This is a genomic window from Bacteroides sp. AM41-16 (assembly GCF_003603495.1).
Taxonomy (GTDB): Bacteria; Bacteroidota; Bacteroidia; order Bacteroidales; family Bacteroidaceae; genus Bacteroides; species Bacteroides uniformis.
Window position 1 is genome coordinate 204,962 of record NZ_QTNE01000003.1, and the last position, 12,489, is coordinate 217,450.

Below are 12,489 nucleotides of genomic sequence, written 5' to 3' on the forward strand. Positions count from 1 at the left end.
ATTGTTTATATTTGGGGCAATGAACATTTATCTTACTCGGAATAGCATAGTTATGAAAAGAGTTTTATTGTTTTTTTCGTTTCTTCTATGTGGCTTTATTTTACAAGCTCAGAAAGTGGGGCTTGTACTGAGTGGCGGTGGAGCAAAAGGCATGACTCATATAGGCATTATCCGGGCTTTGGAAGAGAATAATATCCCCATTGATTATATAACCGGAACCTCTATGGGAGCTATCATCGGTTCTCTGTATGCTATGGGGTATTCCCCGGACGATATGGAGGCGCTGTTGCGCTCTCCCGACTTTAAGCGTTGGTATTCGGGCAAAGTGGAGCCTAAATACGAGTATTATTTTAAGAAGAATCGTCCTTCACCGGAATTTTTTAATATCCGTTTTGCTTTTAGGGACTCGCTGCATATAAAGCCCCAGATACTTCCCACAAGCATGGTCAACCCCATACAGATGAACCTGGTATTTGTGGAATTGTTTGCACGTGCTACGGCTGCATGTGGCGGTAATTTCAACAAACTGTTTGTTCCTTTTCGCTGTATAGCATCCGATGTGTACAATAAAAAGCCATTGGTATTGAGTAAAGGGGATTTGGGAGATGCGGTACGTGCTTCCATGAGCTTTCCATTTGTCTTCAAACCGATAGAAATAGACAGTACGCTTGCTTATGATGGCGGCATTTACAATAATTTCCCTACGGATGTGATGCGGGAGGATTTTCATCCGGATGTCATTATTGGCAGTGTGGTAGCGGCCAATCCCGGTAAGCCGAAGGAGAATGACCTGATGAGCCAATTGGAGAATATGATTATGCAGAAGACCGATTACTCCATTCCGGACTCGTTGGGTATAGTCATGACCTTCAAATATGATGATGTCAACTTGCTGGATTTTGACCGTCTGCAGGAATTGCACGATATAGGTTACAATCGTACCCTTAATATGATGGATTCCATCAAAAGCCGTGTTCATCGTAGGGTGAATGCTGATAATGTGCGTTTGAGGCGTCTTGTCTTCCGGAGTAACCTGCCTCAATTCCGTTTTCGGGATATCATTATTGAAGGGGCGAATGCCCAACAGCAAGCCTACATCAAAAAAGAGTTCCATGATGAAGAGCATGAAGTCTTTACTTATGAAGACTTGAAGCGCGGGTATTTTCGTTTGCTGGCAGATAATATGATTTCGGAAATAGTTCCTCATGCTGTGTATGATTCGGAATCCGATTTGTATGAGCTGCATTTGAAGGTGAAGATGGAGGATAATTTTTCCGTGCGTCTGGGGGGCAGTGTCTCTACCACGAGCTCAAATCAAATCTATTTGGGAATAGGATATCAGAACTTGAATTATTATTCCAAGGAAATCACTTTTGACGGTCAGTTGGGTAAGATTTATAATAATGCCCAGTTGATGGGTAAGATTGATTTGCCTACCCACATATCTACGTCCTTTCGTTTTATTGCTTCAATCAGTACCTTCGATTACTACAAGAAGGACAAGCTGTTTTCCAGGAATGACAAACCTTCATTCAATTCAAAGGACGAACGTTTTGTGAAGTTGATGGTTGCCTTGCCGTTTTTGGCCAATAAGCGTGCGGAGTTCAGTCTGGGATATGGCCAACTGGAAGATAACTACTTTCAATCCAGCGTAATAGATTTCGATAAGGACCGTTCGGACAGAAGTACCTACAAACTTTTGGGAGGTTCCATCGGTTTCTATGGGAGTACCCTGAATACGCGGCAATACGCGACAAAAGGCTATCTGGAGAAACTGATAGCCCAGGTATTTACCGGGAGGGAAAGATTTGAACCGGGGAATCCGCAAGAAGGGTACAGTCCTTCTCCGCAAGAACGGCAATCATGGTTGCAAATTTCTTATATGAAAGAGGCATATCACACAATGGGGCCGAAGTTCACCCTGGGATGGATGGCAGAAGCACTGTATTCGTCGAAAAATTTCTCTGAGAATTATACGGCAACCATGATGCAGGCAGGAGAATTTGCACCGACTCCGCATAGTAAACTGATGTACAATGAAGCTTTTCGTGCCAACCAGTATGTGGCTGCCGGTATCAAACCCATATATGTTTTGAACGACATGTTCCAGTTCCGGACAGAATTTTATGGCTTTACACCGATTTTTCCGATAAAAAAGAATGCATTGAATAAAGCATATTATGGAAAAGCATTCTCCCGCTTTGAGTATATGGGAGAAGTTTCTGTTATTTGTCATTTGCCCTTCGGAGCCATCTCTGCTTATGTAAATCATTATAGCTCACCGAGAAGGGAGTGGAATGTGGGGATGACCATCGGCTGGCAGTTGTTTAATTATCGCTTTGTCGAATAAATTTCTTCAAAAAAAGTTTGTATATCGTTTGCTAATTCGGAAAAAGTACGTATCTTTGCACCCGTTAAACAAAGAGGCCGCGTAGCTCAACTGAATAGAGTAGCTGACTACGGATCAGCCGGTTACAGGTTTGAATCCTGTCGCGGTCACAAGTTTTCATAATTTTTTTAAGGGTCGCGTAGCTCAACTGAATAGAGTAGCTGACTACGGATCAGCCGGTTACAGGTTTGAATCCTGTCGCGATCACAAAGAACCTCCGCAAGAAAACTTGCGGAGGTTCTTTGTTTTTACAGCAATGGCATATAGTTGATGTTCTTCCCTTGTATGGCACTGGCGCGTGTTCTCCATAATGAAACAAACTGTTTCCCTTAACTAAACACTTTGTTTCATTATGGAGAACACTTTGTTTCCCTTGACTGAACACTTTGTTCCATCATATAAAAACAAAGTGTTTTTCTCTGCTGAAACAAAGTGTTCAGTGTTGTGAACTAATAGATTAGCTGAAATAATAGTCTTGTCTTGATTGAGCTAGAGACGTCTTTTTCTCGATTTAACCAGATGTCTTTTTGCTTTATAACGTAATCAGTAGACTGTTTTGGGATTATTGTACTGATAAATATAGTCACATAGGAAAAAAAGAAGGAGTTAATTCCGTGTTTCCACAAAATTAACTCCTTGCATATCTGATATTAATATGTTGTATACTGGAAATTAATATCCTATAGGGGCGGTATAAGGCCTTAGCATTTGATGTTCAATTCATCCAGAATCTTGCGCATGGCTTCGAAAGTAGTGATTCTGGTCGGCACCAATGGCAGGCGGAGCTTGTTCTCAATCATTCCCATTACATTCAGCATGGCTTTTACTCCGGCAGGGTTGCCGTCTACAAACAGAAGCTTGAATAATTCGGCAAATTTGTGGTGAATGGTCAATGCATTGGCATAGTCCCCTTGCAGTGCCAGACGTACCATACGGCTGAACTCACGTGGGAACGCGTTTCCGATGACCGAGATAATGCCGACGGCCCCCAGGGTAATCAGAGGGAAGGTGATGCCGTCATCGCCCGAAATAACGTCGAAATTGGCCGGTTTGTTTTTGATGATGTCGTCCATCTGCGTGATGTCGCCCGAAGCTTCTTTGACGGCTATCACATTCTTGAAATCACGTGCAATGCGCAGGGTTGTTTCTGCCTTCATGTTCACGCCGGTACGACCGGGGACATTATAAAGCACAATCGGCAAATCCGTTGCTTCAGAAATGGCCTTATAATGCTGATATATACCTTCTTGCGATGGCTTGTTGTAATATGGAACGACGGATAGAATGGCATCTACTCCGGTGAAATCGTCATTTTTCAGTGTTTCCACTATGGCCCGGGTGTTGTTTCCACCTACGCCCAGCAGGATAGGAATTCTTCCGTTCACTCGCTCGATGACCATTTTCTTGATTTTCTTTTTCTCTTCTTCAGTCAGAGTCGGAGTTTCTGCCGTGGTGCCGAGCACACATAAAAAGTCGGTATTGTTTTGAAGTTGATAGTCTACCAAACGCATCAACGCATCGTAATCAACGCTTTCATCCTCTTTAAATGGAGTAATCAGCGCTACCCCCATTCCTTTCAATCTTGTCTGTATCATGAGTATTATAAAGTAATCTCTAATTAAATGACTCGCAAAAGTACGAATTTTTTCGATTTACCCTACAAATATAAGCCATAAAAAAGCTTTTTGTGGAAATTTGTTAGGATATCAATGCCAAAAACTCATCTTCGCTCATAATCTTTACTCCCAGTTTCTGCGCTTTCTCCAGTTTGGCAGGTCCCATATTTTCTCCGGCCAGGATAAAGCTGGTTTTGGAGGAGATACTGCCGACGTTTTTTCCACCGTTCTTTTCAATCATCTCTTTGTATTCGTCCCGTGAGTGGTGGGTGAATACGCCGCTGATGACGATGGACTGGCCCGCCAGTTTGTCGGTGTATCCGCTGAGGTCTTCTTCTGTCCGGTGGAGTTGCAGACCGTTCGATTTCAGCCGTTCCACCAGCTCTCTGTTGACAGGATTGGAGAAGTAGGTTATAATGCTCTGCGCTATTTTTTCACCGATTTCATCGATGTTTTTCAGCTTTTCGAGGTCTGCGTTTTCCAGCTCTTCGATGTCCGTAAAGGACTTGGCTATTTTCTTGGCAACCGTTTCTCCCACGAAGCGTATGCCCAGTGCAAAGAGCACTCTTTCGAATGGCACTTCTTTACTTGCCGCAATACCGTTGACTATGTTTTCTGCCGATTTTTCGCCCATCCGTTCCAGGTTCTTGATGTCATCGGTTTTGAGCTGGTATAAATCTGCAGTATCCTTTATCAGCCCCAATCGGTAGAACATATCTACTGTTTCAGGTCCCAGTCCGTCTATATTCATGGCTTTGCGGCTGATGAAATGCTCTATTTTCCCTTTAATCTGCGGAGGACAAGCGGTTTCATTGGGGCAATAGTGGGCTGCTTCTCCTTCAAAACGTATCAGTTTGCTGCCGCATTCGGGACAATGGGTGATGAACTTCACTTTTTCACCGATAAGCATACTGCGGGCATCCTTATCGACACCGGTTATTTTGGGGATGATTTCACCGCCTTTTTCCACATACACCATGTCGCCTATATGCAGGTCCAGCCCCTCGATAATATCTGCATTGTGCAGGGAGGCACGTTTCACAATGGTGCCGGACAGTTGTACGGGGTCCAGATTGGCAACCGGAGTGACTGCGCCGGTACGTCCTACTTGGTAGGTAACCCTATTCAAGCGTGTCAGTGCACGTTCTGCCTGGAATTTGTATGCGATGGCCCACCGGGGGGACTTGGCTGTGAATCCCAAATTCTTTTGTTGTCTCAAGCTGTTGACTTTTAGTACAATACCATCAGTAGCTACCGGAAGGTTCTTACGCTCCGTGTCCCAATAATTGATGTATTCGAAGACTTCTTCCAGGCTGTGGGCTTTTCTGGTGTGCTCTGATGTTTTAAATCCCCAGCTGGCGGCGGCTTGCAGATTCTCGTAATGGCCGTCGCAGGGCAATTCCTCTCCCAATAGATAGTAGAGATAAGCATCCAGCTTTCTGGATGCTACGATGGCGGAATTCTGCAACTTCAAGGTACCGGAAGCAGCGTTGCGCGGATTGGCGAAAAGCGGTTCCTCACGTGCTTCCTTTTCCCGGTTCAGTTCTTCGAAAACCACCCAGGGCATCAGGATTTCCCCTCTGATTTCGAATGATTTAGGATAATTCCCATGGAGGACCAGTGGAATCGTTCGGATTGTCTTTACATTGTCCGTCACGTCATCGCCCTTTTCGCCATCGCCACGGGTGACGGCACGCACCAGTTTGCCATCCTCGTAAGTCAGCGAGATGGAAGTACCGTCATACTTCAGCTCGCAGCAGATTTCAAAATCCTCATTCAACGCTTTCTTTACCCGTTCGTAAAAGTCGGTCACTTCGTTTTCGGAATAGGTGTTTCCCAATGAAAGCATGGGATATTTGTGTGCCACTTGTGTGAAGTTCTTATTCAAATCACTCCCTACACGCATCGTGGGCGAATTATCATCTTGGTATTCAGGATGTTCTTTCTCTAAGTCTTGTAGCTCGCGCATCAGGTCGTCAAACTCCTTGTCGGATATTTCAGGAGCATTCAGCACATAATAATTGTAGTTGTGCTGGTGTAATTCCGCACGGAGCTGGTCTATTTTTTCTTTTACAGTCATAGGGTTTTCGGATTGTTTGAACGCAAAAATACGGGTTTCTCCCCGAATATTTGTACTTTTGCAGCTTGAAATAGCTAAAATAAAGTTATATGCGCATTGACATTATCACAGTTTTGCCGGAGATGATTGAGGGATTCTTTAACTGCTCCATTATGAAACGTGCTCAAAATAAAGGGCTTGTAGAGATACATATCCATAATCTTCGTGATTATACGGAAGATAAGTACCGTCGTGTAGACGATTATCCGTTTGGCGGCTTTGCCGGAATGGTCATGAAGATAGAGCCGATAGAGCGGTGTATCAACGCCTTGAAGGCCGAGCGGGATTACGACGAGGTTATCTTTACGACCCCCGATGGTGAGCAGTTCAATCAGCCGATGGCAAATACTCTTTCCCTTGCCCAGAATCTCATCATTCTCTGCGGGCATTTCAAAGGGATAGATTACCGGATTCGCGAGCATCTCATCACCAAGGAAATCAGTATCGGCGACTATGTGTTGACTGGCGGAGAACTGGCGGCGGCTGTCATGGCAGATGCCATCGTCCGTATCATTCCGGGAGTGATTTCCGATGAGCAGTCTGCACTTTCAGATTCTTTTCAGGACAATCTGCTGGCCGCACCGGTCTATACACGTCCCGCTGATTACAATGGATGGAAGGTTCCGGATATTTTACTCTCCGGACATGAGGCCAAGATTAAGGAATGGGAGCTGCAACAGTCGTTGGAAAGGACCCGTAGATTGCGTCCGGATTTGTTGGGAGAGTAAGTTTACTGATGTAAATAAAAAGAAAAAGGACATTCGTCAATGAATGTCCTTTTTTATGAATATATATTGCGAATGGCGATCTCTTGTTATTCTTTATACCTCGAGTGCACCGATAATATCCTTTATAGACTGATAACCGTGTCTGTCAAGATAGTCATTTATTCCTTCTACCACTTTCACTGTAACCGCCGGATCAATGAAGTTTGCCGTACCAATCTGGATGGCAGAGGCACCTGCAAGCATGAATTCCACAGCATCTTTCCAGTTCATGATACCTCCCAAGCCTATGACGGGGATTTTTACCGCTTTGGCTACTTGCCATACCATACGTAAGGCAATGGGTTTCACGGCCGCACCGGACATGCCACCGGTTACAGTGGAGAGTATCGGACGCCTGCGTTCCGCGTCTATAGCCATTCCCAGCAGGGTATTGATGAGGGAAACACTGTCTGCACCGCCATTTTCGGCTGCGCGGGCTATTTCAGTGATGTCGGTAACGTTCGGGGAGAGCTTTACGATAAGTGTCTTTTTGTAAACTGAGCGCACGGCTTTCACCACTTCTTCGGCGCCCTTGGCGGTAACACCGAATGCCATTCCTCCTTGCTTCACGTTGGGGCAAGAGATGTTCAATTCTATGGCAGGAATTTTGTCAAGTTCATTAATGATTGCGGCTGTTTCGGCATAGTCTTCGATGGCAGAACCCGAAACATTCACAATCATGTTGGTCTGAATGTCCTTGATGCGGGGATAGATGTGTTCAACAAAGTAATGAACACCCTTATTTTGCAGTCCCACAGCGTTTAACATACCCGAAGGAGTCTCTGCCATGCGCGGATATGGATTGCCTTCACGTTTGTGAAGAGTGGTTCCCTTTACAATAATACCGCCTATTCGCGATAGTTCGATGAAATCGGCGAATTCTTCACCATATCCGAATGTTCCGGATGCAGTCATCACCGGATTATTCATTTGTAATTCACCAATATTTACACTTAAATCTGCCATAATAGTTTGTTTATATTAAAAACCGGACCTTCTTTACATACGCACAAATGACCTTCCGTGGTATTTTCTACACAGCATAGACAAGCGCCTATGCCACACGCCATCATATTTTCCAAAGATACTTCGCAACTGATGCCTTTACTTTTGGCATACTTTGCTACTGCCATCATCATCGGTTTGGGGCCGCAAGTATATATCTGCTCAAAGCACACCTTATTTAATATGGAGTGTTGTGTTACGTATCCCTTCTCTCCGTGGCTGCCATCTTCGGTGGTGGTATACACCTCGCCATAGGCGGCAAATTGTTCCAATTGAAGCAAATCTTTGTCACTTCTGGCACCCAGCAGGAATGTTGGCTTGCAACCTTTCTTGGCGAGCTGTTCGCCTAAATATAACATAGGAGCTGTACCTACACCTCCACCTACCAATAAGAGCTTGTCTGAGGGCTTTTCAGGCATTGTGAAGCAGTTTCCCAACGGAAGCACTACATTGATTATATCGCCTGCTTTTGCTTCTCCTAATCGCTTGGTTCCGTCGCCTACAAGTTGGATTAAGAACCAGACCTCGTTCCGTTGTCTATCTACATAATTGATGGAGATGGGGCGGCGCAAAAAAGTGGTAGGCGAGCCGTCCACGCGAATCTCTGCAAATTGTCCCGGAAGCATTTCCGGAAGTGGGGATGGAGAAGTCAGCTTCAACAACACGTAGTTGGCATGCAAGCGGAGGTTCTCTGTCACTGTCAGATCTAAAATATACTTTTTCATATCTATAAAGAGGGATGTTTTTCTTTCGGGTGCAAAGATAGTGTAAACCGAGTGCAGAATAAAATGAACCCGTTTCTTTTTTATGCCGGGGCGTTAGTCTATTTCCATTCTCATTCCTTAATTTTCCGGTTTGAGAGTCTCGTAGGTATTGTCATCAAAGAAAATTCTTATTTCTGTGATTTTTCTGGGAGGTCTTTCTTTGTAGATAATCTCTTGTTTTACAATCTCTTTAGGCGATTTTAGGGCTGTCTCTAATGCAATTTCCTTGCGATTTTTAGATTCTTCCGGCCCGTTGGACAGATTTTCCGGATTCTCGGAGAATAAAGGATAGTCGAATCCATCGTTTTCGGGTGAATCCGGATTATTACTCATATTACCTTTTCCGGTAAGCAGCCACTCCAAGTTTATGTCGTTGTATCGTTGATGCAATCGGAGAATGACTTCCGTACTTGGATATTTGTTACGCGGACCCAAGATGTGAGAAATGGTGGCTTGGGCCACGCCGATACTCTCGGCAAAAGCTCCTGCTGTCAGTTTCTCCCGGTCCATAACCATTTTGAACCTGTCTTTTATACTCATGGTTTATGTGTTATTACAATTGTACATGTTATTTATTGGATTACAAAAGTAAAAAAACGACATCACAAAAGCAAATTAAAAATGTAATATTTTAAAGTTTACAAATGAAATGCTGTTATTACAATATTCATCATTACAAATGCTATAATACAAATTACGAGTAAAATAGGTGTTTATCGTAAGTTTAATAAAATAATATATTTGTCTAGTTATTAGCATATTATATGGTTATTTTTTGATGGTAAATGCTGTATTACATTTGTTTGTCGCTCATTTTATATAATATATAATTTAATAATTTGATTAATCGTCGTATGTAATTGATATATACATATTTATTGCTTATAATTATATGGGTTAACCCCTACTCTATTATTTTTGTAAACCATCAGTTTGCGATATTAAATATTACTTATTACATTTGTGTTTTTCAAGTGTAATATCACATATGTTATAACACACCCGTCATATAGATATTTATGTAATGTATTAAATTCACAATAGTCAATTATCCTAGTTGTGTATTACAACTATTGTACTCTTGAAAAGTGTAACAGATTTCATATATGACGATTTAAAGCTGAATTGCTCCATCTCTTCTTTTTACTAAAGGAGAAAAGATGTGACATAAATAAGAAAATAAGATGCTTTATTTATTTTCTAGTCTTCAAGACTTAAATCCTTGCTTTATTTCTGTATAATTGGTCGATTCGTTATAAAAACGCGATTCTCAGAGCTTATAAATGAACGTAATTTGCTGTAAATATGATTATTATCTCCTATTTTACTGTCTATGCTAAGGACCGAAATAGAAAAAGGGGGATAAATCCCCCTAAAAATGACATAATGATATCAAATCAGTCTGTTTTATGCTTTTCCCCTTTTATGGAAAAGGATGCTGTATGGAAGTTAATGTAGAATCTTAAAGACCAATTCCCGGAGGATATCTCCATCGCTTAGGGAGGAATTTCCTACTCCTTTGGATTTGGCATCTGCATATCGAATTTCTCCGATTATCTGCATGGTCTTTACTCCGCTGTAACGGCGCATGGCACTTAGGTATTCGCGCGACTGCCAGGGAGTCTTTAATCCTATGAAACTGGCAATACCCTGCTCCGTCTTTTCGGGTGCATAATAAGCCAACATCAAGTTGGAGAAGAAGCCGAAAAGTAAAGATAAAGTCATATGGATAGGGTTTGTTTTCGGATTTTCTTCAAAATATTTTATTATTTTATTGGCCTTTAGTATGTCTTTTTCTACAATGGCACTGCGAAGTTCAAAGTTATTATAATCCTTACTGATTCCGATGTTACGTTCTATCTGTTCGGGGGTGACGCGTGTCTGACCTTTTGGAAGAGTTATAATCAGTTTTTCCAGTTCTCCTGTAAGGCGGCTGAGGTCCGTACCTACGAAATCGGCAAGCATGGAGGTGGCTTTAGGATCCAAGTCTACACCTTTGCGCTTCATGTATGAGGTGATGAATGCCGGTAACTGGGCATCCTTCACCTTCTTGGATTCGAATAGAACTCCCACCTTCTCTATTTCGGCCGCCAGCTTCTTTCTTCTGTCCAGCACCCCATGTTTGTGGCATAGAACAAGAATGGTGGAGTTCAACGGTTTTTGCAGGTAGTATGAAAGCTCCTCCATGTTGCGGATGGCCTGCGCTTCCTTTACGACTACGACCTGGCGTTCGGACATCATCGGATAGCGCTTGGCCGCATTGATGACAGTGGCTATATCGACATCTGCACCGTAGACTACGGTCAGGTTGAATTCCTTTTCGGTGTCAGTGAGAACGTTGTCTACAATATAGTCGGAGATGAGGTCTATGTAATACGATTCCTCGCCCATGAGATAGTAGACGGGGCGGTATTGCTTGGCTCTCAACTCTTTTAGAATATCATCACAGGTTGTTTCTTGTTTTGCCATATAATAAAGTAAGTGCTATACGAGGGGATATCCCGTAACGGATTACCAGTCGAACTTCAAGTGTTTTACGGTTTTCTTTTCATCAATAATCATGCGCAAGGATGCGATGCCGATTTCAACATGCTCCTTTACATAATTCTGGGTCACCAGATTGTCGCTTTTATCGGTTTTTACACCTTCCGGAATCATCGGTTGGTCTGAAACCAGCAGAAGGGCTCCCGTGGGAATATGATTGGCAAAACCGCAGCTGAATAGGGTTGCTGTTTCCATATCGACAGCCATGGCACGGGTTTTCTTCAGATATTCTTTGAATTCCTCGTCATGTTCCCAAATGCGGCGGTTGGTGGTGTATACGGTACCGGTCCAGTAGTCACGGGCATAATCGCGGATGGCAGAAGAAACGGCACGTTGCAGCATAAATGCCGGGAGTGACGGGACTTCAGGTGGGAAGTAGTCGTTGGAGGTACCCTCGCCACGGATGGCGGCAATGGGAAGGATGAGGTCCCCTATTCTATTTTTCTTGTCTATACCGCCGCACTTACCCAGAAACAGACATGCCTTGGGCCTGATAGCACTCAGCAAGTCCATGATAATGGCGGCATTAGGACTTCCCATACCAAAATTAATGATGGTCATTCCTTCTGCACTGGCAGATATCATGTTGGCATCTTTACCGAGAATGGGAACATTGAACTTTTCTGCGAAAATCTCTACGTACTTGTTGAAGTTGGTCAACAGAATGTACTCTCCAAAATCCTCCAGGTTACGCTTTGTGTAACGGGGCAGCCAATTGGCTACGATTTCTTCTTTTGTTTTCATAAGATTTCATTAAATTTGTGTTCCCAAAAGACGGGAACCATTATTTAACTTACAAATGTAGTAAATGTTATCGTTAAACCTACCAGCATTCGATGCTAAAATTGCCGCAAGGAACGGAAAAAATGTTATTTTCGATATAATCCGTCGTCGTTATGTCGCCTTGACCCCTGAAGAATGGGTGCGGCAGCACTTCGTCCACTTTCTTCTTGCTCACAAGGGGTATCCGCAGGCGCTTATGGCAAATGAGGTGCAGGTACAGCTGAACGGTACAAAGAAACGCTGTGATACAGTGCTCTATCGGCGCGACCTTACCGCCCGGATGATTGTGGAATACAAGGCGCCTGAAATAGAAATCACCCAAAAGGTTTTCGACCAGATTACCCGCTACAACATGGTGCTGAAAGTGGATTATCTGATTGTCAGCAACGGGCTTCAGCATTATTGTTGCCGCATAGATTACGAGCACAACAGCTATACTTTTCTGCAGGATATACCCGAGTATCAAAACTTATAGGAGGAGCTACCAATAGCCCCCTTGCCT

At 43.4% G+C, this 12,489-nt stretch carries 10 protein-coding genes and 2 tRNA genes; 5 read left to right on the forward strand and 7 right to left on the reverse strand.

Annotated features, from left to right (window positions below):
* Window positions 1–52: 52 nt before the first annotated feature.
* The 3 genes from DW896_RS04595 to DW896_RS04605 all read left to right on the forward strand — a co-directional run bounded on the left by DW896_RS04595 (window position 53) and on the right by DW896_RS04605 (window position 2,596).
* Window positions 53–2,350 (forward strand): patatin-like phospholipase family protein, encoded by a 2,298-nt coding sequence (locus tag DW896_RS04595; RefSeq protein WP_008664510.1) that lies wholly within the window; start codon window positions 53–55, stop codon window positions 2,348–2,350.
* Window positions 2,351–2,425: 75 nt separating this feature from the next.
* Window positions 2,426–2,499 (forward strand) — tRNA-Arg (locus DW896_RS04600).
* 23 nt (window positions 2,500–2,522) lie between these two features.
* Window positions 2,523–2,596: transfer RNA gene (locus tag DW896_RS04605), tRNA-Arg, on the forward strand.
* Between the two features lie 494 nt (window positions 2,597–3,090).
* On the opposite strand, the gene dapA is transcribed toward DW896_RS04605, so the two are convergent.
* Together dapA and ligA are read right to left on the reverse strand one after the other, a co-directional pair.
* A complete protein-coding gene (dapA, locus tag DW896_RS04610; protein ID WP_005827769.1) occupies window positions 3,091–3,984 on the reverse strand; it encodes a 4-hydroxy-tetrahydrodipicolinate synthase in 894 nt (297 codons plus the stop codon).
* 103 nt (window positions 3,985–4,087) lie between these two features.
* Complete coding sequence (ligA, locus tag DW896_RS04615) at window positions 4,088–6,085, reverse strand: NAD-dependent DNA ligase LigA (protein ID WP_119992910.1); 1,998 nt, start codon at window positions 6,083–6,085, stop codon at window positions 4,088–4,090.
* Window positions 6,086–6,174: 89 nt separating this feature from the next.
* Here ligA and trmD point away from each other — a divergent pair, with 89 nt between their 5' ends.
* Entirely contained in the window at window positions 6,175–6,852 is a 678-nt protein-coding gene (gene trmD / locus DW896_RS04620) for a tRNA (guanosine(37)-N1)-methyltransferase TrmD (RefSeq protein ID WP_119992912.1), read from the forward strand.
* 93 nt (window positions 6,853–6,945) lie between these two features.
* On the opposite strand, the gene DW896_RS04625 is transcribed toward trmD, so the two are convergent.
* The 5 genes from DW896_RS04625 to DW896_RS04645 form a co-directional block, all read right to left on the reverse strand.
* A complete protein-coding gene (locus DW896_RS04625; RefSeq protein ID WP_009038379.1) occupies window positions 6,946–7,857 on the reverse strand; it encodes a dihydroorotate dehydrogenase in 912 nt (303 codons plus the stop codon).
* On the reverse strand, window positions 7,845–8,621 hold the full coding sequence (locus DW896_RS04630; RefSeq protein WP_005827777.1) for a dihydroorotate dehydrogenase electron transfer subunit: 777 nt from the start codon (window positions 8,619–8,621) through the stop codon (window positions 7,845–7,847). The genes DW896_RS04625 and DW896_RS04630 overlap by 13 nt, the downstream gene beginning before the upstream one ends.
* Window positions 8,622–8,738: 117 nt before the next feature.
* On the reverse strand, window positions 8,739–9,200 hold the full coding sequence (locus tag DW896_RS04635) for a helix-turn-helix domain-containing protein (RefSeq protein WP_119992914.1): 462 nt from the start codon (window positions 9,198–9,200) through the stop codon (window positions 8,739–8,741).
* Between the two features lie 909 nt (window positions 9,201–10,109).
* Window positions 10,110–11,129 (reverse strand): DNA polymerase III subunit delta, encoded by a 1,020-nt coding sequence (holA, locus tag DW896_RS04640; protein WP_119992917.1) that lies wholly within the window; start codon window positions 11,127–11,129, stop codon window positions 10,110–10,112.
* A gap of 42 nt (window positions 11,130–11,171) precedes the next feature.
* Window positions 11,172–11,948, reverse strand: a complete 777-nt coding sequence (locus DW896_RS04645) for an AMP nucleosidase (protein ID WP_005837181.1) — start codon at window positions 11,946–11,948, stop codon at window positions 11,172–11,174.
* A 64-nt stretch (window positions 11,949–12,012) separates the two neighbouring features.
* Between DW896_RS04645 and DW896_RS04650 the strand changes: the two genes are divergently transcribed.
* Entirely contained in the window at window positions 12,013–12,462 is a 450-nt protein-coding gene (locus DW896_RS04650) for a type I restriction enzyme HsdR N-terminal domain-containing protein (RefSeq protein ID WP_044467574.1), read from the forward strand.
* Window positions 12,463–12,489 lie beyond the last annotated feature (27 nt).